The 22,698-nt window shown below is 70.0% G+C and carries 15 protein-coding genes and 1 pseudogene; 10 read left to right on the top strand and 6 right to left on the bottom strand.

What is annotated here, in order from left to right; translation table 11 throughout:
• Nucleotides 1-192: 192 nt before the first annotated feature.
• Together ACIRFL_RS41520 and ACIRFL_RS41515 are read right to left on the bottom strand one after the other, a co-directional pair.
• The gene (locus tag ACIRFL_RS41520) at nt 193-471 is read right to left on the bottom strand and encodes an RNA recognition motif domain-containing protein (RefSeq protein WP_404040247.1); all 279 of its coding nucleotides are present in this window, start codon (nt 469-471) and stop codon (nt 193-195) included.
• Between the two features lie 11 nt (nt 472-482).
• Nucleotides 483-801 (bottom strand): annotated as a pseudogene (locus tag ACIRFL_RS41515) (tyrosine-type recombinase/integrase); the annotation flags it as partial.
• Between the two features lie 679 nt (nt 802-1,480).
• Here ACIRFL_RS41515 and ACIRFL_RS41510 point away from each other — a divergent pair.
• The 3 genes from ACIRFL_RS41510 to ACIRFL_RS41500 all read left to right on the top strand — a co-directional run bounded on the left by ACIRFL_RS41510 (nt 1,481) and on the right by ACIRFL_RS41500 (nt 6,533).
• Nucleotides 1,481-2,566 (top strand): lytic polysaccharide monooxygenase, encoded by a 1,086-nt coding sequence (locus ACIRFL_RS41510; protein ID WP_404040244.1) that lies wholly within the window; start codon nt 1,481-1,483, stop codon nt 2,564-2,566.
• 315 nt (nt 2,567-2,881) lie between these two features.
• Nucleotides 2,882-6,145, top strand: coding sequence for a GH92 family glycosyl hydrolase (locus ACIRFL_RS41505; protein WP_404040241.1), 3,264 nt, complete (start codon nt 2,882-2,884; stop codon nt 6,143-6,145).
• 37 nt (nt 6,146-6,182) lie between these two features.
• On the top strand, nt 6,183-6,533 hold the full coding sequence (locus ACIRFL_RS41500; protein ID WP_404040238.1) for a winged helix-turn-helix domain-containing protein: 351 nt from the start codon (nt 6,183-6,185) through the stop codon (nt 6,531-6,533).
• Between the two features lie 34 nt (nt 6,534-6,567).
• Here the strand turns inward: ACIRFL_RS41500 and ACIRFL_RS41495 are convergent, their stop codons facing one another.
• Nucleotides 6,568-10,311, bottom strand: a complete 3,744-nt coding sequence (locus ACIRFL_RS41495) for a GH92 family glycosyl hydrolase (RefSeq protein WP_404040251.1) — start codon at nt 10,309-10,311, stop codon at nt 6,568-6,570.
• 398 nt (nt 10,312-10,709) lie between these two features.
• On the opposite strand from ACIRFL_RS41495, the gene ngcE reads away from it, so the two are divergent.
• The 3 genes from ngcE to ACIRFL_RS41480 all read left to right on the top strand — a co-directional run bounded on the left by ngcE (nt 10,710) and on the right by ACIRFL_RS41480 (nt 14,097).
• Nucleotides 10,710-12,161 carry an N-acetylglucosamine/diacetylchitobiose ABC transporter substrate-binding protein gene (gene ngcE / locus ACIRFL_RS41490; RefSeq protein ID WP_404040235.1) on the top strand — a complete coding sequence of 484 codons (1,452 nt, stop codon included), beginning with the start codon at nt 10,710-10,712 and terminating at the stop codon, nt 12,159-12,161.
• A gap of 81 nt (nt 12,162-12,242) precedes the next feature.
• Entirely contained in the window at nt 12,243-13,169 is a 927-nt protein-coding gene (locus tag ACIRFL_RS41485) for a carbohydrate ABC transporter permease (RefSeq protein WP_404040232.1), read from the top strand.
• A gap of 4 nt (nt 13,170-13,173) precedes the next feature.
• The gene (locus ACIRFL_RS41480) at nt 13,174-14,097 is read left to right on the top strand and encodes a carbohydrate ABC transporter permease (RefSeq protein WP_404040229.1); all 924 of its coding nucleotides are present in this window, start codon (nt 13,174-13,176) and stop codon (nt 14,095-14,097) included.
• Nucleotides 14,098-14,552: 455 nt separating this feature from the next.
• Here ACIRFL_RS41480 and ACIRFL_RS41475 read toward each other — a convergent pair whose 3' ends face one another.
• From ACIRFL_RS41475 to ACIRFL_RS41465, 3 genes are read right to left on the bottom strand one after another with little or no spacing between them, the layout of a single operon-like run.
• Nucleotides 14,553-15,464 carry a phosphatase PAP2 family protein gene (locus tag ACIRFL_RS41475; protein WP_404040226.1) on the bottom strand — a complete coding sequence of 304 codons (912 nt, stop codon included), beginning with the start codon at nt 15,462-15,464 and terminating at the stop codon, nt 14,553-14,555.
• A gap of 31 nt (nt 15,465-15,495) precedes the next feature.
• Entirely contained in the window at nt 15,496-16,455 is a 960-nt protein-coding gene (locus ACIRFL_RS41470) for a hypothetical protein (RefSeq protein WP_404040224.1), read from the bottom strand.
• On the bottom strand, nt 16,452-16,793 hold the full coding sequence (locus tag ACIRFL_RS41465) for a PadR family transcriptional regulator (protein WP_404040221.1): 342 nt from the start codon (nt 16,791-16,793) through the stop codon (nt 16,452-16,454). Before ACIRFL_RS41465 ends, ACIRFL_RS41470 begins: the two co-directional genes overlap by 4 nt.
• An 820-nt stretch (nt 16,794-17,613) precedes the next feature.
• Here ACIRFL_RS41465 and ACIRFL_RS41460 point away from each other — a divergent pair.
• The 4 genes from ACIRFL_RS41460 to ACIRFL_RS41445 all read left to right on the top strand — a co-directional run bounded on the left by ACIRFL_RS41460 (nt 17,614) and on the right by ACIRFL_RS41445 (nt 22,318).
• Nucleotides 17,614-18,813 (top strand): ROK family protein, encoded by a 1,200-nt coding sequence (locus tag ACIRFL_RS41460; RefSeq protein WP_404040219.1) that lies wholly within the window; start codon nt 17,614-17,616, stop codon nt 18,811-18,813.
• A gap of 133 nt (nt 18,814-18,946) precedes the next feature.
• A complete protein-coding gene (locus ACIRFL_RS41455) occupies nt 18,947-20,053 on the top strand; it encodes a sugar ABC transporter substrate-binding protein (protein WP_404040249.1) in 1,107 nt (368 codons plus the stop codon).
• A gap of 181 nt (nt 20,054-20,234) precedes the next feature.
• Nucleotides 20,235-21,026 carry an ATP-binding cassette domain-containing protein gene (locus tag ACIRFL_RS41450; protein ID WP_404040216.1) on the top strand — a complete coding sequence of 264 codons (792 nt, stop codon included), beginning with the start codon at nt 20,235-20,237 and terminating at the stop codon, nt 21,024-21,026.
• Nucleotides 21,023-22,318 (top strand): sugar ABC transporter permease, encoded by a 1,296-nt coding sequence (locus ACIRFL_RS41445; protein WP_404040214.1) that lies wholly within the window; start codon nt 21,023-21,025, stop codon nt 22,316-22,318. Before ACIRFL_RS41450 ends, ACIRFL_RS41445 begins: the two co-directional genes overlap by 4 nt.
• The last annotated feature ends 380 nt before the right edge of the window (nt 22,319-22,698 follow it).

Below are 22,698 nucleotides of genomic sequence, written 5' to 3'. Positions count from 1 at the left end.
CCCTCAAGCGAGCCGAGCACCGCGATGCGCCACCACCAACCACGGCAGTCCTCACGATCTCCAGACCGAACACCACCTAAGTCACCGGCATTGGGTCTAGCCCTATTGACGTCGTGGGCGGCCAGCCAGGAGAGGCTAGCGACCGAGATTCAAGCACTCGGCTGATATTCCAACCTTTTCAGTCCGTCTGAGTCAGCGCTGAACGATTGGCGAGAGCGTCGGGCCCACGTTGGGAATGCCTTTCGAGCAGCGGCCGGAGCGGGTGCGGACCTCGTTGACGGTCAGCGTACGGCCGTCCAGGTCCCGGCGGTGAAGGGCGTCGACCGCCGCGCTCGCTTCGGCCGGGGTGCTCATCTCGACGAAGCCGAAACGCCTGGAGTAACCCGTCGCGGCGTCGCGCTCGACGGCTGCCTCCACGACCTGGCCGAACTCCTCGAAAGCCCGCCGCAGCCCTTCGTCTGTCACATCCATGGCCAGTTGCGATCGGCCTGCGCAGTCGCCATGTACCGGAGGGTCGTGGTGGCCCAGTGGTGACCCAAAACGCGCTGCACCTCCCACAGCGTCATGCCGCGCTCATAGCTGTGGGTCGCGCAGGCATGCCGGAGGAGGTGCGGGAAGAGGTCGGTGACCGGGCAGGTCAGGTAGCTCCCGGCCGCCGCGTGGAGCTGGCGGCGGAACGTCGAGGTATGACCGCCGGCGCGATCGGCAGGTTCAGCGCCGCTATCGCCCGGGCTTGCGCTCGGACGGCCACAAGGGCGCCGCCGGGTGATCGGCGTCATCGCCGAACTCCGCTCGGAGCTCCGTCCGGCCCCGGCCGCACCTCCCAGCCCGGTCTCAGCAGCCCTCGTTCCGCCCCACGCCAGCCGCAGCCCGCCGTGCCTGATTCCCGGCCGCTCTCCACCCAGTCCGGCCCCGGCCGCACCTCCCAGCCCGGTCTCAGCAGCCCTCGTTCCGCCCCACGCCAGCCACGACCCGCCGTGCCTGATTCCCGGCCGCTCTCCACCCAGTCCGGCCCCGGCCGCACCTCCCAGCCCGGTCTCAGCAGCCCTCGTCCCGCCCCACACCAGCCGCAGCCCGCCGTGCCTGATTCCCGGCCGCTCCCCACCCAGTCCGGCCCCGGCCGCACCTCCCAGCCCGGTCTCAGCAGCCCTCGTCCCGCCCCACACCAGCCGCGACCCGCCGCGCCCGATTCCCGACCGCTCCCCACCCCGCCCGCCCCCGACCACACCCCGCCCCCGACCACACCCCGCCCCCCACCACGCCCCGCCCCCTCGATCCCGGCCGCCCCCGCACCCGTCCCGCCCCAGCCGTTTACACCTGGCGTCGGGCGCGCTAGCTTCACGGGGGAGTGGGATGGGAGCGCTCCCATTCGATGGTCCGGAACCCGTCGGAGGCGGGCCGCTCCCATCCCGCGTGCCCACGGCATCCAAGACACCCGCACACACCTCGCACGACCGTCGAATCCGGAGGTAGATGTGTCATGTTTGCGACAACCAGGCCGAGAGGGCGCCCGCGATTAGCGGGAGCCTCACCGCGCGGCGCCCTCTTCCTCGTACTGCTGGCGCTGCTCACCACCGTTCCGGCCCTCGGGCTCATCGTGGCCGGCGGCGGCCGGGCCGAGGCCCACGGCACCCCCATGAAGCCGGGCAGCCGTACCTTCCTGTGCTGGCAGGACGGCCTCACCGACACCGGTGAGATCAAACCCGTCAACCCGGCCTGCCGGGCGGCCCAGCAGATCAGCGGGACCACCCCGTTCTACAACTGGTTCTCCGTGCTGCGCTCGGACGGCGCCGGCCGCACCCGCGGCTTCGTGCCGGACGGCGAGCTGTGCAGCGGCGGCAACCCGAACTTCACGGGCTTCAACGTGGCCCGCGACGACTGGCCGCTGACCCATCTGACCTCGGGTGCCACGGTCGACTTCTCGTACAACGCCTGGGCCGCCCACCCGGGTTGGTTCTACGTCTACGTCACCAAGGACGGCTACGACCCCACTCAGCCGCTCACCTGGGACGACATGGAGGATCAGCCGTTCCTGACGGTCGACCACCCGCCGCTGAACGGCTCTCCGGGCACGGTCGACGCCAACTACTCGTGGAGCGGGCAGCTGCCGGCGGACAAGTCGGGGCGGCACATCATCTACATGGTGTGGCAGCGTTCGGACAGCGCCGAGACCTTCTACTCCTGCTCCGATGTCGTCTTCGACGGGGGCAACGGCGAGGTCACGGGCATCCACGACCCCGGGAACCCGACCGAGCCGCCGCCCGGCGCCTGCACGGCCACCCGGCGCACCACCGGGACCTGGTCGGGCGGGTACCAGTCGGAGGTGACCGTCACCAACACCGGTGATGTGCCGATGCTCGGCTGGATGGTCGACTGGACGCTGCCCGCGGGCCAGTCGGTGGACAGCCTGTGGAACGGGAACGCGACCTACACCGGCCAGGACGTCATGGTCCACAACGCGGACTGGAACGGGTCGCTCAGTCCGGGGCAGAGCGCGACCTTCGGGTACGTGGTCTCCGGATCCGGCGGCGACAGCGCGACGAGCCTGCCCTGTCAGGTGGGTTGATCCGCTCGGGCGGACCCGGTGGCGGTTGCCCACCGGGTCCGCGAGCCGGACGGGTGAGGGGGGTGGCCCGTCCAGGTGGGGCATGGCTTGTGCCGACCTGGGGTGCGACAACGTTGTCGGTACGGTCTGACCATGACTTTACCGCCCCAACCGACAACGATGTCAAGCCACTTGGGGCAGCCCGGCCGGGGTGATCCGGACCGGTGCCGGCACCGGCGCACGCGGTCTTCCGCGGCACCGGTGGCGCGGGTTACTGTCCCTGCGGCTTGTGCGACCTGTGGTGCGCGACCCGTCCGAAGGAGGAGGGGCCGCGTCATGCGATTCCGTCCCACGTCCCTGCTGCTGGCCGCCGTGCTCGCGGTCGGCGGCTCCCCCGCCCTGGCGGCGACCGCAGCACCCCCCGAACTCGTCAAGGACCCGACCGGATACGTCGATCCGCTGATCGGCACCAGGAACGGCGGCAATGTCTTCCCGGGCGCCGTCGTGCCCTTCGGCATGCTCTCCTGGAGCCCCGAGAACACCCGCGGCGACGCCACGAGAACCGCCGCGCCCGGCGGGTACCAGTACGACGCCACCCGGATACGGGGCTTCAGCCTCACCCACATGTCCGGCACGGGCTGCGCGGGCGGCAGCGGCGACATCCCGTTCTTCCCCTATCCGGGCGAGGTCACCTCGTCCCCGGCGAGCGACACCAAGGACGCCGTGTACGCGGCGGACTTCAGCCACGCCGACGAGACGGCCGAACCCGGTCACTACGCGGTGAGCCTCGCCTCCGGTGTGACCGCCGACCTCACCGCCACCGCGCACACCGGCTCGGCCCGCTTCACCTACCCGGCCGGCCGGCCCGCATCGCTGCTGGTGCGTACCGCCAACTCCGAAGTGGGTTCCAGCGCTTCGACGGTCTCGATCGACCCCGAGCGGCGCACCATCTCCGGGTCCGTCACCTCCGGCAACTTCTGCGGCTACCTCGACCCCGAGGGCCGTCGCGACTACTACACGCTGTACTTCACGGCGAAGTTCGACCGCGCCTTCAAGACGACCGGCACCTGGCAGGACGACAAGCTCACCCCGGGGGCGACGTCCGCATCGGGCGGCACCGGCGGCTTCGCGAACGGCGGGCGGCCGGTGGCGGGCAAGGGCGCCGGCGGATACGTGGAGTTCGCGCCCGGATCCGGGCCCGTGCACGCCAAGGTCGGCATCTCGTACGTGAGTCAGGCCGGCGCCGAGGCCAATCTCGCCGCCGAGAACCCGTCGCGCCGGTCCTTCGACGACGTGCGCCAGGCCGCCCGGCACGCCTGGCGCGAGCGGCTGGGCCAGATCCGGGTGGGCGGCGGCACCGACGCCGAACGCACCACCTTCTACACCGCCCTCTACCACGCCCTGCTGCACCCGAACGTGATCAGCGACGCCGACGGCAGATACCGCGGCGGTGACGGCGCGGTGCACCGGGTGGGCCGCGGCCACCGGGCCCAGTACGGCACCTTCTCCGGCTGGGACGTCTACCGCGACCAGGTGCAGTTGCTGACGCTGCTCGACCCGCGGGCCGGGTCGGACATCGCGCAGTCCCTGTACGAACTGGCCCGGCAGAACGGCGGCGTCTGGGACCGCTGGCTGCACGGCGCGAGCGGCACGCACGTCATGAACGGCGACCCGTCGCCCACCGCGCTGGCCGGCATCCGGGCCTTCGGCGGCACCGACTTCGACCTGCGCGGCGCGCTGGACTCGCTGGTGAAGGCGGCGACCGTGCCGACCGCCCAGGACCTGTCGGCGGCGGGCAAGCCGGTGCTGTCGGTGGGCCAGCGCCCCTCCCTCGACAAGTACCTGGCGCTGCACTACATGCCGTCCGTGTCCAACGCCTGGGGCGGCGCGGCCGAGACCCTGGAGATGTCGACCGCCGACTTCTCCCTCTCCCAGCTGGCCGCGGCGGCGGGGCGCAAGGACACCGCCGCCGCCTTCGCCGGGCGCGCCCAGTGGTGGCAGAACAACTTCAACATCGCGGCCGACCCGACCGGCGGCTACATCGCCAACCGCAAGGCCGACGGCAGCTGGGTGACCGGCTTCACCCCGAGCACCGGCAACGGCTTCGTGGAGGGCACCGCGGCCCAGTACACCTGGATGGTCCAGCACAATCCGGCGGGACTGTTCGCGGCCATGGGCGGCACCGACGCGGCGCTGGCCCGGCTGGACGACTTCTTCCACGACGCCGACGGCGGCTGGGCCTTCACCGGCAGCGGCGGCGCCAAGTCGGAGCTGGACAACGAGCCGTCGATCAACGTCCCGTATCTGTACACCTACGCGGGTGCCCCGTACAAGACGCAGGAGACCGTCCGCGCGGCGATGCGGCAGCTGTGGACGACCGAGCCCGGCGGCATCCCCGGCAACGACGACCTCGGGGCGATGTCGGCGTGGTACGTGTTCTCCGCGCTCGGCATGTACCCGCAGGTGCCCTCGCGGGCCGAACTCGTCCTCGCCTCCCCGCTGTTCGAGCGGATCGAGATCGACCGGCCGCACGGCAACGACATCTCGGTGCGGGCGGCGGGCGCGGCGGCCGACGCCCCGTATGTGCGGTCCCTGAAGGTCGACGGCCGCACCAGTGACCGGGCCTGGCTGCCGGCGTCCTTCGTACGGGACGGCGGCCGGCTCGACTACACGCTCTCCGGCACCCCGGACCGCGCCTGGGGCACCGGCCAGGCGCCGCCGTCCTTCCGGGAGGGGGAGCAGCCCTACCAGATCGGCGTCGGCCCGACCGCGGCGACCGTCGCGCCGGGCGGCAGCGCGAAGGTCGGCATCCGCGCGCTGTCGCTGAGCGGCGGCAGCGGGCCCGAGGTCCGCTTCCGCGTCGAGACACCGGACGGGGTCACCGCGACGCCCGCCGCCGGCACGGTGACCGGCGGCTCGCAGGAGATCACCCTCGCCACCAGCCAGGACACCCCGCAGGGCTTCGCCACCGCCAAGGTCACGGTGACCGCCGGCGACACCTCGTACGAGCAGCCGGTGTCGCTGACGGTGGCCGCGCCCGGCACCCTGCTCGCCGCCTACGACAACACCGGTGTGTCCGACGACGAGGGCGATCACGACGAGGCCGACTTCGACGGCGGCGGATGGAGCTTTTCCCGTCAGGCCCTCGCCGCGGCGGGCCTGACCCCGGGCGGTCACGGCACCGTGGACGGCCTGGACTTCATCTGGCCCGCATCGCCTAGCGGCCGCCCCGACAACGCGTCGGCCGCCGGCCAGAGCATCGAACTGGCCTCACCCGCGGCCCGGTTGTCCTTCGTCGGCAGCGCCGTCAACGGCAACCAGCGCGGCACGGCGACCGTCCGCTACGACGACGGCACCACCGACTCCGTCGACCTCTCCTTCACGGACTGGACGGTCGGCGGAGGCGGCGGGAGCGTGCAGTACGGCAACGAGGTGGTCGCCAGGACGGCGTACCGCAACGTCGCCGGCGCCGACCGGGACCCGGTGGTGACGTACGTGTTCGCCACCCGGCCGTTCGCGGCCCCGGAGGGCAGGCGGATCGTGGGCGTCACCCTGCCCGACAACGCCGACCTGCACGTCTTCACCCTCGCCGTCGGCTGACCGTACGGCAGCGCGGGGGACTTGCGACGATGGGGCGATGACCGAAGGACATCGCCCCGCGGGCCGCCTCGCGCTGCACCCGGACACCCGCGGCGTCACCCTGGACGGCCGGACGGTGCGGCTGAGCCGCAAGGAGTTCCAGATCCTCGCGCTCCTCGCGGCGGAGCCGGACACCGTGCACACCGCGGCCGAACTGGCCCGCCGCGTCTGGGACTACCTGCTGCCGCCGGGCGGCGAGCCGGCCATCGACGTCGAGGTCGCCCGGATCCGCGCCAAGCTGGGCCACCCGCCGTTCCTGCACAGTGTCCACGGCGAGGGGCACCGGCTCGACTCGTCCGCGCTGTACGCGGCGGGGCCCGCACACGCCGAAGGGGCGGACCCGGAGTGATTCCGGGCCCGCCCCTCGCTGCCGGCGGTGCGGGTCAGGCCAGCAGTTCCACCTCCGCGAGCGTCGACTGGCCGTCCAGGACCAGCCGGTACCTGGTGTACGTGCCCGGCGAGGGGATGGTGAAGGCCCTGGTCTGCCGGTCCCAGGCGAACGACTCGCCGGAGCGCTTGTCCAGGGTCTTCCACGTGGTGCCGTCCGTGGAGCCCTGGAGGGTCCAGCCGGCCGGTGCCTTCGTGCGGTCCGTGGACGAGGTCAGCGTGTACTGGAGCGCCTTGGCGGCGGCGCCGACCGGCAGGTCGACGGAGGTGACCGCCGCGTCCGTCGCCGACGTGTCGTCGAACAGCGCGCCGTCACCCTTCAGCACGTCCGCGCGCGGCGTCGGCGCCTTGTCGTCCTGGGCGATGGAGACCGGGCCCGCGTTCTTGCCCGTGCCCCACCTGGACGGCTTGGCGCCCATGTCGAAGCTCAGCACCCCGCCCTTGGCCAGCACCGAGTGCGGCAGCGAAGTCGACGTCCAGGCACGGCCGTTGACCTTCAGGCCCTGCACGTACACGTTCTTCGTGCTGTTCTTCGGCGCGTTGACCACCAGGTCCCGGCCGTTCTCCAGATGGACCGTGACCTTCTTGAACAGCGGGGAGCCGATGGCGTACTCCCCGCTGCCCATGACCAGTGGGTAGAAGCCGAGCGCGGAGAACAGGTACCAGCCGGACATCTCGCCGTTGTCCTCGTCGCCCGGGTAGCCCTGGCCTATCTCACTGCCCACGTACAGCCGGGACAGCGCCTCGCGCACCAGCGCCTGCGTCTTCCACGGCTGACCCGCCGCGTCGTACATGTACAGCGCGTGGTGCGAGGGCTGGTTGGACTGCCCGTGCATGCCCATGCGGACGTCGCGGGCCTCGATCATCTCGTGGATGATCCCGCCGTACGAGCCGACGACCTCGGGCGAGGCCGTCTCCGGCGTGGAGAAGTACTCGTCGAGCTTGTCGGCGAGACCCGACCGGCCGCCGTAGAGGCCCGCCAGGCCCCGGCTGTCCTGCGGCGCCGTGAACGCGTAGCCCCAGCCGTTGGTCTCCGTGTAGTCGTAGCCCCACACGCGCGGGTCGTACTTCGCCGAGTCGACCCGCCAGTTGCCCTTGGCGTCGCGGCCCTGGAAGAAGCCCACCCGGGAGTCGAAGAGGTTCACGTAGTCCTGGGCGCGGTTGAGGAAGTACTGCGACTCCTCCTTGTAGCGCTTCTCGCCCGTCTTCTTGTACAGGGCCTCGCCCATCTTGGCGATGCCGTAGTCGTTGAGGTAGCCCTCCATCGCCCAGGACAGGCCCTCGCCGGTGGCGGTGCTGGTGTAGCCGAGGAACGGCGAGGTGGCCATGCCCTTGCGGCCCACGCCGGAGGACGGCGGCACGACGGTCGCGTTCTTCAGGGCCGCCTCGTAGGCCGCCCTGCCGTCGAACTTCACGCCCTTGACGTAGGCGTCCGCGAACGCGACGTCCGAGGAGGTGCCGGTCATCAGGTCCGCGTAGCCGGGCGAGGACCAGCGGGAGGTCCAGCCGCCGTCCTTGTACTGCTGCACGAACCCGTCGACCATCTCACCCGCCTGGGAGGGCGTCAGGAACGAGTACGCGGGCCAGGTCGTCCGGTAGGTGTCCCAGAAGCCGTTGTTGATGTACACCTTGCCGTCGACGATCTTCGCGCCCGTGTGGGTCGGGGTGTCCTGGCCCGGCATCGGGGAGAACGGCGAGGCGTACCGGTACGTCGAACCGACCTTCTCGAAGCCGGAGTTCGGGTACAGGTACAGCCGGTACAGGCTGGAGTACAGGGTGGTCAGATGGTCGGGCGTCGCGCCCTCCACCTCGACGCGGCCGAGCACCTTGTCCCAGGCGCGCTGGGCCCGCGACTTGACCGTGTCGAAGGACGTGCCGCCGGGGATCTCCTGGCGCAGGTTGTCCTTCGCCTGGTCGACGCTGATCAGCGAGGTCGCCAGGCGCAGCGTGACGGTGCGGTCGGCACCCGCGTCGAACCGCAGATAGCCCTTGACGCCGCCGGAGTCGCCCGCGGTGACCGGCTTGTCGAAGACGCCGTAGACGAACAGCCGGGTGGCGCCCGCCGACAGGCCCGACTTCACGTCGGAGTAGCCGGTGACGATCCCGTTCTCCTTGTCAAGGGTCAGGCCCGCCTGGTCGGTGACGTTGTCGAAGATCACGCTCGCGTCGTCGCCCGGGTAGGTGAAGCGCAGCGCCGCCGCGTGGTCGGTCGGCGCCATCTCCGCCTTGAGGCCGTTCTCGAAGCGGACGCCGTAGTAGTACGGCCGCGCCGTCTCGTTCTCGTGCCGGAACGCCAGCGCACGTGCCGTGCGGCCGGTGTCCGGGGTGCCGGCCGCGGCGGACGGCATCACCTGGAAGGTCTGCCGGTCACCCATCCAGGGGCTCGGCTCGTGGCTCGCGCTGAACGCCTGGATCGTCGGCAGGTTGGCGTCGTTGTTCGCCCGGGCGTACTCGTACAGCCAGCTGAGCGACGACGCGTTGGTCACCGGGGTCCAGAAGTTGAAGCCGTGCGGCACCGCGGTCGCCGGGAAGTTGTTGCCTCGCGAGAAGCTGCCGCTGGAGTTGGTGCCGCGGGTGGTCAGCGCGTAGTCGGACAGATGCGCCTTGGGCTTGTCCGGGGCCGCCTCCCGCAGCGCCACGTCGTCGAGCCAGCCGCGGAACTTCGCCGGTCCGGTGGGGGAGTCGTAGGCCAGCAGGATCCGGTCGACGGTCTTGCCCGCGGCGACCGAGCCGATCCGTGACTCCACGTTGTTCCACTGGTTGACGTACAGCACCTTCGCCGCGCCCTGCCCCTGCGGGGACAGCGCGAAGCCGTGCTGGTCCGTCGCGCCCAGCCCGCTGAGGTAGGTGCCGTCGGTGAAGGCCAGGTCCACGGAGACGTTGGTGGCGTCGTAGTCGCGGTCGCCGTCGGCCATGGACGGGAAGATCCGGTACGACAGCCGGGTGTCGCGGCCGACCTTCACGTTCACGTCGAAGACCTTGTTGTACGAGTAGGCGCGCCCGTCCGCGGTGTGCCGTCCCGCGTACCTGAGGGCCCGCTTGCCGGTGAAGCCGGCGCCCGCCTTGGCGGTCGGCGATCCGCTCGGGCCGCGGTCGACCAGCGAGAGCATGTCCTGCGGGACGGGGTTGTCACCGCCGCCCGTGGAGAACTGGACGTCCGCGAGCTGCAGGATCCCCGACGCGCCGTTGTTCTTCGTCACGTCGAGCCGGAAGTGCTGGTACTCGGCCGGCTCGGCGAGGTCGTACGACTTGGTCTTGAAACGCTCCGAGAAGGTCTCACCGGAGCGGGTGTCGAGGGTCTTCCAGTCCTTGCCGTCCGTGGAACCCTTGAGGGTCCAGTCCTTCGGGTCGCGTTCGGCGTAGTCGTTGGCCGACGTCAGGGCGTACGTCACCAGCTTGACGGGCTTGTCCAGGTCGAACTCCACCCAGCCGGTCGGCTGGAAGGCGAGCCACTTGGTGCTCGGCTCACCGTCGACCAGATTCTCCTTCACCTCCCCTCCGCCGGTGTTCTCCGCGCTCGCGCGCACCTCGGTGACGTGGTCGGTGACGTTCCCCGGGATGCCGGTGCTGTAGCCGCCGTCGACGCCCGAGGCGCGCTTGGTCCCGTCCGGCCCCGTGTCCACGGTGCTCAGCCAGTCCGGCGCCGGATCGTCCGCCTCGAACGAGGACGCGAACTCCCGGTCGGCGGCCGGTGCCTTGGCGGGCAGGGCGACGGCCGCTCCCTGCGAGCCCGCCGCCATGACGAAGGCGGTCGTCAGCACGACCGCCGGTCCCCATCTGTACCGCGTTCTCCGCTGCATCTGCGGAAACCCTCCCTGCGCTGATCAGACAACGTTGTCAAACTTGCTGCGCAGGAACCAGTAGGAGTCAAGTGGCCGATGATGTCAAGGGTGTTGCCTGCGGCATTCGGGGCTCTATGTCGCGGATTTTTCCGGCAAGGCACCCACAGGTGGCGCATATTTCCGCGAGGTCTCAACTCGGAAAAGACCCATGGCCAACCTTGCATTCGATCTTGCTCAGCCGACGGGAAGTGGACTATACCTGTCGGCGTTTCCTGCACGACCCAGCGCTACCCGACCGCGGTGCCGGGGAGGATCCGGTTCACCGCCTGAGTCCTGGAGAAAGCGAGGACTTGAGCATGGGATCCACTTCCGCAGCGAACCACGGTGGCGATGGCGTAGGCCGCCGCGACCTCATCAAGCGGTCCGCCGCACTCGGTCTGCTCACCCTTCCCACGGCGGGCTTCCTGTCCGCCTGCGCGAGCAGCGGTGGAGACAGCCAGGACAAGGCGAAAGCGGGCAAGAAGACGGCGAAGAACCCGCTCGCCGTCAACGACACCGCACAGATGGAATTCGTCCTCTTCGACGGCGGCTTCGGCAAGGAGTACGCCGAGGACGCGGTGAAGATCTACGAGAAGGACTTCCCGAAGGCCACGGTGAAGTTCTCCGCCACCCAGAAGATCCAGTCCACCCTCCAGCCGCGCTTCAACCAGGGCAACCCGCCGGACCTCATCGACAACTCCGGCGCCGAGCAGATGGACATGGGCGTCCTGGTCGGCAAGAACCAGCTCGCCGACCTCACCCCGCTGCTCGACGCCCCCTCCTACGACGACCCGAACAAGAAGGTCCGCGACACGCTGCGTCCCGGCATCGTCGAGATGGGCCAGTTCGACGGCGACCCGGTCTGGATCTTCTACTACGCCTACACGGTGTACGGCGTCTGGTACTCGCAGAAGGCCCTTGACTCGCTCGACGAGCAGTACCCGCAGACCTGGGACCAGATGCTCGCGGTCTGCGAGAAGGCCAAGAAGAAGGGCATGGCGGGCTGGACCTACGCGGGCAAGTACCCGTACTACATCCCCTTCTCGCTCTACCCGATGATCGCCAAGGTGGGCGGCCGGGAAGTGCTCGACGCCATCGACAACCTCGAACCGAACGCCTGGAAGCACCCGGCGGTCAAAGCCTGTTTCGAGGCCTACTACGAGCTGTACAAGAAGGGCTACGTCCTCAAGGGCACCCCCGGCCTCGACCACATCCAGTCGCAGACCGCCTGGGCGCAGGGCAAGGCCCTGTTCCTGCCGAACGGCTCCTGGGTGGAGAACGAGTCGGCGAACGTCATCCCGAAGGACTTCGACCTGGCCGTCTCGGCGCCCACCGGCCTCGACTCCTCCGACAAGATGCCGTTCGGCACCATCTGGGCCTCCGGCGCGGAGCCCTTCGTCGTCCCGGCCAAGGCGAAGAACCCGGCCGGCGGCATGGAGCAGCTGCGCATCATGCTCAGCGAGGCGTCCTCGAAGAACTTCACCGCCAAGGTGAAGTCGCTGAGCGCCTACAACGGCGGAACCACCGGCATCACCCTCACCCCCGGCCTGAGGTCCGGCCAGGCGGCCCTGGAGAAGGCCGGGGACAACGTGGTGAACCCGCGCATCCAGGACTGGTACGTGAAGCTCCAGAAGGAGCAGATCGGGGTGGCCGGTCTCGGCGAGATGATGGCGGGCCGCATGACCCCGGCCGAGGCCATCAAGAAGATCCAGGGCTTCGCCGACGATGCCGCCAAGGACACGTCGATCAAGCACTACAAGCACCAGTGACGATCCGTCACCAGGGCCTGCCCGGCGGCATCCGCCGGGCAGGCCCCGGCGGCGCCCGCGCAGAGATCGGGGTCGGCAGTAATGCAGCACGGTAAGTACCGGTTCATCGTGGGGTTCCTGGTGGCGCCCCTGGGGCTCTACGCGCTCTTCGTCGTTTGGCCCTTCATCCAGTCCATCTACTACTCCTTCACGGACTGGACCGGGCTGAGCCCCGACTTCAAGATGGTGGGCTTCGACAACTACCAGCGGATGTTCGACGACGAGATCTTCTGGAAGTCGTTGCGGCACAGTCTGCTGTTCGCGGTCCTGCTCCCGCTGGTGACGATCAGCCTCGCGCTGTTCTTCTCCTTCATGATCAATGTGGGCGGCCGGCGCCGCAGGGGCGGACCGGTCGTCTCCGGCGTCCGCGGCTCCTCCTTCTACAAGATCGTCTACTTCTTCCCGCAGGTGCTGTCCATCGCGATCGTCGCGCTGCTGTTCGCGTTCGCGTACAACCCGGACAGCGGCGCCCTCAACTCGCTGCTGCGCGGCATCGGCCTCGACAGCGTCCAGCCGCTGTGGCTGGGCGACCCGAACCTGGCGCTGTGGTGCGTGATGGCGGTGCTCGTCTGGTCGACGGTCGGCTTCTTCGTGGTCCTGTTCTCGGCGGGCATGGCGTCGATCCCCGCCGACCTGTACGAGGCGGCCCTGCTGGACGGGGCGAGCCGCTTCACCACGTTCTTCCGCATCACCCTGCCGCTGCTGTGGGACACCGTGCAGTCCGGCTGGGTCTACATGGGCATCCTCGCGCTGGGCGCCGAGTCGTTCGCGGTCGTGCAGATCATGACGACCGGGCCGGGCGGCCCCGACTACTCGACCACCGTGATGGTCCTGTACGTGTACCAGAAGGCGTTCCGGGACGGTCAGGCCGCCTACGCCACCACCATCGGCGTCGCCCTGCTCGTCGTCACCCTCGCCTTCGCGGCGATCGTGATGCGGCTGGGCCGTCGCGAGCGGCTGGAGTTCTGAGCATATGAAGACGACCGAGACCCCCGTGCCCCCGCCGGCCGCGTCCGGCGCGCCGGTCGGCAAGGCGGACGGGCCGTCCGCCGGGCGGCCCGAGCGGAAGAAGGAGGGCCATGTCCTCAACGCCTTCTCGCACGGCTTCCTGATCCTCTGGGCCGTCATGGTGGTCCTGCCGCTGCTGTGGGCGGTGATGACGTCCTTCAAGGACGACCGCTCGATCTTCAGCTCGCCCTGGTCGCTGCCGGACAGGCTGCACTTCGACAACTGGTCGCGGGCCTGGACGCAGGCCAACATGAGCGACTACTTCCTCAACACCATCCTGGTGGTGGGCGGTTCGCTGATCGGCACGCTGGTCCTCGGCTCGATGGCGGCGTACGTCCTCGCCCGCTTCGACTTCCCCGGCAACCGGTTCATCTACTACCTGTTCATCGGCGGCATGAGCTTCCCGATCATGCTGGCCCTGGTCCCGCTGTTCTACGTCGTGAACAACATGGGGCTGCTGAACACGATCCACGGCCTGATCCTCGTCTACATCGCGTACTCCCTGCCGTTCACGGTGTTCTTCCTGACGGCGTTCTTCCGTACGCTGCCGACGTCGGTTGCGGAGGCGGCCTTCGTGGACGGCGCGTCCCACTCCCGGACGTTCTTCCAGATCATGCTGCCCATGGCCAAGCCCGGGCTGATCAGCGTGGGCATCTTCAACTTCCTCGGCCAGTGGAACCAGTACATGCTCCCGACGGTGCTCAACACCGACCCGGACAAGCGCGTCCTGACCCAGGGCCTGGTCCAACTGGCCGTGAGCCAGGGCTACAAGGGCGACTGGTCCGGCCTGTTCGCGGGCCTGGTCATGGCGATGCTGCCGGTACTGGCGGCGTACATCGTCTTCCAACGCCAGGTGGTCCAGGGACTGACGGCCGGGGCGCTGAAGTAGCACACACGGAGCGCGACCTGCCCGACGGCGACTCCAGCCGCCTCTCGCAGGCAGCCCCGCGGGGCCGGGCGGAGGGGGCGTGCCGCGGCCCTGCCACTACGCGGCACCGCACACATCCGACTGCGCGTCCCCGCGACGGGAATCGTCCGCCAGGCCGCGCTGCGGTGCAGTGAAGGGGTGTTTGGCGGGCGGCGGGCGTAGGTGGTGGACCGGTGAGGGTCCCGGGGTGGGCCACGGCAGCGGGGCTGGCCTGCCGCGCTGCGGTGGAGGGGTGTCTTGCGGGTGGTTGCCCTCACGGAGGCGTACGCCTCCCTGCGCCGGGGCGTAGTCGGTACGCTCGTGCGCTGCTGCTCCCGCCCCCGCGGAGCGGCGGCAGGCCACTCGGGCAGCGTGTCCTGTTCGCGCCGTCGACGCGCGCGGGTGCGACGAAGTCGCGGACAGCCGGGCGGCTGGGGTCAGCGCAGCGCGGCGCGTTCGGTGTGGGTGGGCCACTTCGTTGCGACGTGCCAGAGCAGGGTCGCGCATACGAAGGCCGTGGCCGCGTCGACCGATGAGAGCACGAGGGTGTCGCTCCGTGCGCCGGCGGCGAGCGCGACGGCCGCGGACAGGGCCAGGGTGACGGGCGGCAGCGCGCGGGGGCCGCGCGTGATGGCTGGCGCGGCGGCGGTGGGCAGCAGCCGGGCCACGAGGCTGTAGCAGGCGCAGGCCAGCAGCGTGGAGCCCACCACGTCGCTGGGCCGGTGGTGGCCGAGGGCCTGCACGGCGGCGGCGATGCAGGCGAACCAGAGCACGCCGACCGTGGTGACGTAGGGGCGGACGCGGGGCGACGCGACGAGGACGACGCCGAGGGTCAGCGCGGCGGGGATGGCCGCGTGCCCGCTGGGGAAGCTCCCCTCAAGGAGCATGTCGGGCGCGCCCACCAGATCGGGGCGGGGCAGGGCCGTCTTGAGTACTTCCTTGCTCCCGATCGTGGCCACGACGACCCCGATCGCCGCGCACCCCTGCCACCAGCACCTGCGCACCAGGGTCACGACCGCGATGACGCCCAAGCCCACGATCAGGGTTTTGACGTGGCTCAGTTCCAGCGGTGGCAGGGGCGTGGAACCGTAGGCCGCTCCCGACCACGGATAGATCCATGCGGTCTTCCGGGTGTCACCACCGAGATCGAACAGCGCGTTCTCCGCCCGTTGCCCGAACGGGGTGCAGACGGCGAGCAGATAGACCGCCAGGAACCCCAGGAAATACAGCAGAGCGGGGGGCCACGGCCGTATCGACCGCGAGGGACCGCGGCCCGCCGGCGCTTGTGGGGCCGGGCCGGGGCCGTCCGGCCCGTGCGTGGACAGCGCCGAAGGATCTTGCTGGGTCATCGCCTTCTGAGGTCTTCCTGGAGGAGAAAGGTCACTGTTCGTGGAGCGCCCGGCTCTGCCGACGCCGGGCGGCGATCGCCAGGACCGGGAGAGGTGCGATCAGGAGGGGGAGGACGACCAGGTCCGGCAGGGAGTTCATGAACCCGTTCGGCTGGACGACGATCGCCTGGGTGCGGACGAAGGCGACCGCCGCGACGGGAATCAGCCACCGGTGGTCCCCGGTGGCCGCCGTCGCCCCCCACGCGGCGATCAGCGCGGCGACTTCGAGGGCGAACAGGCCCCGCTGGAAGGCCGGACTGACGGCGGTGACATGCAGGCCCCCGGCCACGGACATGGCGAGCACGACGGGGACCAGCCAGCGGTACGAGTGGCGCCGCAGCCGGCCGGGACGGCAGACCGCCAGCACGGCGCACGCGGCGCACAGTGTCCCCGACAGCACCAGGTCACGTGCCGTTATGGGGGCGCCGAAACCGTAGTAGCCCAGGCCCGTCTTGCCCTCGTCGCCGAAGAGCGTCGTGCTGTTGAAGGTGGCACCGGCGTAGATCATCGCCGCCGCGGCCGGCAGCGCGATCCATGCCCTGCCGCGCAGCAGGGCGATCAGGCAGACCAGCGGAAGCAGCCCGTAGGGCAGCAGCCGGGTTCCCGTGGGCCCCTGCGCCCACGGGTACCAGCCGGAGTAGTCGAAGGCGATGGCATGCCGGCCGGGATCGATGTGCAGTGCCCAGTGCCACACGTCCTGTAGGTAGGGCACCAGCGCCAGCGCGGCGAGGACGAGCGCGGTCAGCTGGATGCCGTCCAGCCACCACGGCCGGGCCGTGTCGTCGACGACGGCGCGGGCGCGTGCCTGCACTCCGGCACGCGCCAAGGCGACGATCTCCCGCGGTGGGGGCCAGGAGCGGCCGGGATACGCCTCGGCCAGGCAGGTCAGCAATTCCTCTCCCTGCCGGGAACGGTAGGGCTCGGGATAGGCCGCAAGCAGCAAACGGTTCATGCCGGGGCCGCTCCGACATCCCGCGAGCGTCCGATGACGACGGCCGCCGCCTGCTGCATCCGCAGTGCTTCCCGGCCGAGCGCCGCGGTGCCGTCCTCGGTGAGCCGGTAGTAGCGCCGGGCCCGCCCGTCCACGATCTCCTCGTGGCCGGCGGCCACCAGCCCGGCCCGCTCCAGCCGTTCCAGCGCGCCGTAGAGAGTGCCGACGGCGATCCGCAGCCGGCCGTCGGTGGCCTGCTCGGCGGCCTTGATGATGCCGTAACCGTGCAACGGCCCGTCCATGAGCGCGGCAAGGATGAAGTACTGCGGTTCCGTCAAGGACGGCTTCTGACCTGTCATGCGTCGAGCATATATCGACCTACGAAATATATCCGCGCGCCCGGATGATCGGCGGCTGCCGTCCGGTCCCACCGGCAGCCGGACGTCGCGCACCGTCGACCGGTGGTCGCGCACCGTCGGCCGGTCGGCACGCGCTGCCGGTTGTGTCACCGGGCCCTGCCCAGCGATAGCCCCGCCGCGACCCCACGGACGGGCGCGCCGGCCGGACCCCGCGGGTCCCTCGCGGACGTGTACGGCAGGCCGAGCGCCGCCATCGCCGGCCGCGCAACCGGGAACCATGTGCCGCACGACGCGCAGACTGCTCGCCCCGGCCACCCGGGCCGCCTCGATCGGCTCGCTCGGCAGCGTCTGCGACCCCGTCCTCTGTCTCGTCCGCGCTGCTGTCCCTGTCTGTGCGGTCGCCTGAAGGTGTCCACGGGGGCAGGCCGCCGGGAGCGGCGGCGCAGCGTTGCGCGTGGCTTCCGTTCGCGTCTGTGATTCGCGCAGGGGTTCCCTTGAAGGGGCGTCCCGGTTTCCGTGGCTGAAGGGGGCGCCGGGGTGCGGGTGGGCGTAAGAGAGTGGGGGCGCGGGGTGCGGTGACGGTGGTCGGGGGACCGGCCGAGGGGGACGCCGCCCTGCTCCGGGGTGGCGTGGGTATGTCCGGAGGATGGCCGGGGTGCGACCGATCAAGTGCCGGCGATTTACGTCAAGGACTTGACTGCGGCAACCCCTACAGAAGAGCTTGGAGTTCATAACTTGTAAGTGGCCCGGTTCCGCGGATGTGACCTGGGCCACGGGCGGCGCAGGGGCCGCCCGGCCGATGGCGGGAGTGGATGAGTCGATGGAGACTCCGGGGTCGCAGTCGTCGCTGCACCGAGCCAACCTGGAAAGAGTCGTACGGGCGGTGCGGCTGGCCGGGTCGCTCACGCAGGCGGAGATCGCGCGGACGACCGGCCTGTCCGCGGCGACGGTCTCCAATATCGTGCGGGAACTCAAGGACGGCGGGACCGTCGAGGTGACGCCGACGTCGGCGGGCGGCAGGCGGGCCCGCAGCGTCTCGCTGAGCGGAGACGCCGGCATCGTCATAGGCGTCGACTTCGGCCACACCCACCTGCGCGTCGCGATCGGGAACCTCGCGCACCAGGTGCTGGCGGAGGAGTCCGAGCCGCTGGACGTCGACGCCTCCGCCACGCAGGGCTTCGACCGGGCGGAGCAACTGGTCAACCGGCTGATCGACGCGACCGGCGTCGACCGCTCCAAGGTGGCGGGCGTGGGCGTCGGCGTGCCCGGCCCCATCGACGTCGAGTCGGGCACCCTGGGCTCCACCGCCATCCTGCCGGGCTGGTCCGGCACCCGGCCCGCCGAGGAGCTGCGGGGGCGGCTCGGCGTACCGGTGCACGTGGACAACGACGCCAACCTGGGCGCCCTCGGCGAGCTGGTCTGGGGCAGCGGCCGGGGCGTGCGCGACCTGGCGTACATCAAGGTCGCCAGTGGCGTCGGCGCCGGTCTGGTGATCAACGGCAGGATCTACCGGGGCCCCGGCGGCACCGCGGGTGAGATCGGGCACATCACACTCGACGAGGCCGGCCCGGTCTGCCGCTGCGGCAACCGCGGCTGTCTGGAGACCTTCACGGCCGCCCGCTATGTGCTCCCGCTGCTCCAGCCGAGCCACGGCACCGACCTGACCATGGAGGGTGTCGTACGGCTGGCCCGGGACGGCGACCCGGGCTGCCGCCGGGTGGTCGCCGACGTGGGCCGCCACATCGGCAGCGGGGTGGCCAACCTGTGCAATCTGCTGAACCCCAGCCGGGTGGTGCTCGGCGGCGACCTCGCCGAGGCCGGTGAGCTGGTGCTCGGGCCCATCAGGGAGTCGGTCGGGCGCTACGCCATCCCCAGCGCCGCGCGGCAGCTCTCCGTGCTTCCCGGCGCGCTCGGCGGGCGCGCCGAGGTGCTCGGGGCGCTCGCCCTGGCGCTCAGCGAGATGGGCGATTCCACCCTTTTGGACGGAACCCTGTCGACAGCGGCACCCGTCTTCACTTAGAGAACGGCTGACACCGTTGCCATCTCGTTAAGGATTTACTTCTTGACGTCGCACGTGTGGCCGAGTTGACTTCCAGCCACCTCGGCCGCAACGACGCGGCCTCGTCAGGGAGGTTTCTGAAGTGAACACGCGTATGCGTCGTGCCGCCGTTGCCATTGCCGCTGGTGCGATGGCCGTTTCGCTTGCCGCCTGTGGTAGTGCCAAGGACTCGGGCAACAAGGACGACTCTTCTTCGTCGTCGTCACCCAAGAAGGGCGACGACATCAAGGTCGGCCTGCTGCTGCCGGAGAACAAGACCGCGCGCTACGAGAAGTTCGACCGCCCGCAGATCGAGAAGAAGATCAAGGAGCTGACGAACAACAAGGCGGAGATCCAGTACAACAACGCCCGCCAGGACGCCAACCTCCAGGCCCAGCAGGTCGACACGATGATCACCAACAAGGTGGACGTGCTCATCCTGGACGCCGTGGACGCCAAGGCCATCCAGAACTCGGTCCAGAAGGCCGTGGACGCGGGCATCAAGGTCGTCGCCTACGACCGCTTGGCCGAGGGCCCGATCAGCGCCTACACCTCGTTCGACAACGTGCAGGTGGGCAAGACCCAGGGCGAGGCCCTGCTGAAGGCCCTGGGCAGCAAGGCCACCAAGTCCTCCAAGATCGTCATGATCAACGGCTCGGTCACCGACCCGAACGCCAAGCAGTTCAAGGAAGGCGCCCACTCCGTCCTCGACGGCAAGGTCACCGTCGCCAAGGAGTACGACACCAAGGAGTGGTCGCCGGACAACGCCAACTCCGAGATGGAGACGGCGATCTCGGCGATCGGCGCGAAGAACATCGCGGGCGTCTACTCCGCCAACGACGGCATGGCCGGCGGTGCCATCACCGCCCTCAAGGCCGCCGGCATCTCCGTGCCGGTCACCGGCCAGGACGCCGAACTCGCCGGGGTGCAGCGGATCGTCGCCGGTGAGCAGTACATGAGCGTCTTCAAGTCCTACCCGCAGGAGGCGCAGATCGCCGCCGAGATGGCCGTCGCGCTCGCCAAGGGCGAGAGCCTCGACTCCATCGCCAAGGACAAGGTCTCCAGCGGCAGCGCGAAGGACATCCCGTCCGTGCTGGTCCCGGTCGTCTCCCTGACGACGGACAACATCAACGAGACGGTCGTCAAGGACGGCTTCTACACCGTCGCCGACATCTGCACGGCCAAGTACAAGTCGGCCTGTGACAAGATCGGCCTCAAGTAAGCGGTCCCAGGTCCCTTCCCGAGCACGGTGATCCGCCCCTGGATCCCGCTGCGGGACAGGACTGCTCCAGACTCCACCGGCGTCCCGCGCATCAGTCAGCCCCGCAAGCTCGGCGCGGGGCGCCGGATGGAACTCCCCCAAACTTCTGCACAACCTTCCGCCGGGTCAGGCGGCGAAGGAGATGGTTCACGTGTCCGCTACGCCCGTGTTGGCGTTGCGCGGGGTCTCCAAGCGGTTCGGTGCCGTTCAGGCGCTCACCGACGTAGAGCTTGAGGTCCACGCCGGTGAGGTGGTCGCCCTGGTCGGCGACAACGGCGCCGGAAAGTCCACGCTGGTCAAGACGATCGCCGGCGTGCACCCCATCGATGAGGGCGTCATCGAATGGGAAGGCAGGCCCGTCCAGATCAGCCGGCCGCACGACGCCCAGAGCCTGGGCATCGCGACGGTGTACCAGGACCTGGCGCTGTGCGACAACATCGATGTCGTCGGCAACCTCTTCCTGGGCCGCGAGCTGAAGCGGCGCGGCGTCCTCGACGAGGTCGAGATGGAGCGCCGCTCCCGCGAACTGCTCACCACGCTCTCGATCCGTATCCCCAGCGTCCGCATTCCGATCGCCTCGCTCTCCGGCGGTCAGCGCCAGACCGTCGCGATCGCCCGGTCCATGCTCGGCGAACCCAAGCTGGTCATCCTCGACGAGCCCACCGCGGCCCTCGGCGTCGAGCAGACCGCCCAGGTGCTCGACCTGGTGGAGCGGCTGCGCGAGCGGGGCCTCGCCGTCGTCCTCATCAGCCACAACATGGCCGACGTCAAGGCCGTGGCGGACCAGGTCGCCGTGCTGCGCCTGGGCCGCAACAACGGCGTCTTCGAGGTCAAGACGACCTCGCAGGAAGAGATCATCTCCGCCATCACCGGCGCCACCGACAACGCCGTGACCCGCCGTGCGGCGCGCGCGAACGGGGAGGTTTCCCAGTGAGCATCGACAAGACCTCCGCGACCCCGCAGGACGAGACCGCCGTCGAGAACCCCGAGGCCGCCGCCGCCGCGGTGACCGCGGTCGACCCGCGCCTCCTGGTGCGCGAACAGGGCCTGGCGGGCTACCTCGGCGAGTTCCGGCGCAAGATGAAGGCCGGTGAACTGGGCTCCATCCCGGTCGTCGTCGGTCTGATCGTCATCTGCGTCGTCTTCCAGAGTCTGAACTCGGCGTTCCTCTCCGCGGAGAACCTGAGCAACATCACCATCACGATGGTCGGCACGGGCATGATCTCCGTCGGCATCGTCTTCGTGCTGCTGCTCGGTGAGATCGACCTGTCGGTGGGCTCGGTCAGCGGCGCCGCCAGCGCCATCGCGGCCGTACTCGCGGTCAACCAGGGCTGGCCCGAGTGGGCCGCGGTGCTGTTCGCCATCGCCGCGGGTGCCGCCATCGGCGCGGCGCACGGCTTCTTCTTCGCCGTACTCGGCGCCCCCGCGTTCGCCGTCACCCTGGCCGGTCTGCTGTTCTGGCTGGGCTTCATGCTCCAGACCCTGGGCCAGGACGGCACCATCAACCTCGACAGCGACGGTCTGATCGGCAAGCTGACCACGTACTACTTCTCCGACGTGGCCGCGGCCTACGGTCTCGCCCTCGTCGTGGTCGCCGTGTTCTTCCTCACCTCGTTCCTCGGCAACCGCCGCCGAGAGGCCGCGGGCATCCCGTCCCGGCCGCTCAGCGACACGCTGGTGCGCACGGTCCTGCTCGCGGTGGTCTCGTTCGCCGCCGCGTACATGTACAACCAGTACAAGGGCCTGCCGCTGGCCACGGTGATCTTCCTCGTCTTCCTGATCGGCACCGACTTCCTGCTGCGCCGCACCGCCTACGGCCGCAAGGTCTTCGCGCTCGGCGGCAGCGTGGAGGCGTCCCGGCGTGCGGGCATCAACGTCACCGCGGTGCGGATCTCCGTCTTCGCCATCTCGGGCGGGTTCGCGGCGATCGGCGGTCTGTTCCTGGCGTCGAAGATCGCCTCGGCCAACCAGAGTGCGGGCGCGGGTGACCTGCTGATGAACGCGATCGCCGCGGCCGTCATCGGCGGGACCAGCCTCTTCGGCGGGCGGGGGCGCACCTGGAACGCGCTGCTCGGTGTCCTGGTCATCGTGTCGATCCAGTACGGGCTCCAGCTGGAGTCCATCGCCGAGCCGGTGAAGTACATGATCACCGCGGCGGTGCTGCTGACCACCGTGGTCATCGACTCGATCACGCGGAAGACGCAGAAGACGGCCGGCCGCGCGTAGCGCTCCGCTGGGTTTGGCCGTTGATGTGGGTGACTGTGCCCGGTGCCTTTTTGGTGCCGGGCGCTGTCGTGTTCTTCGGCGGTCGTTGTGCGGGTGCGGGTGCGGGTGCGGGTGCGGGTGCGTTGTGGTTGGGCGCGCAGTTCCCCGCGCCCCTGAGGGGGCTGGTGTTGTTGGTTGGGTGCGGGTGGGTCGTGGTTGGGCGCGCAGTTCCTCGCGGCCCTGAGGGGGCTGGTGTTGTTGGTTGGGTGCGGGTGCGTTGTGGTTGGGCGCGCAGTTCCTCGCGGCCCTGAGGGGGCTGGTGTTGTTGGTTGGGTGCGGGTGGGTCGTGGTTGGGCGCGCAGTTCCTCGCGGCCCTGAGGGGGCTGGTGTTGTTGGTTGGG

Origin of the sequence: Streptomyces sp. NPDC102462, assembly GCF_044765425.1 — a bacterium.
Classification (GTDB): Bacteria; Actinomycetota; Actinomycetes; order Streptomycetales; family Streptomycetaceae; genus Streptomyces.
This window is presented reverse-complemented; position numbering and strand designations above follow the sequence as displayed.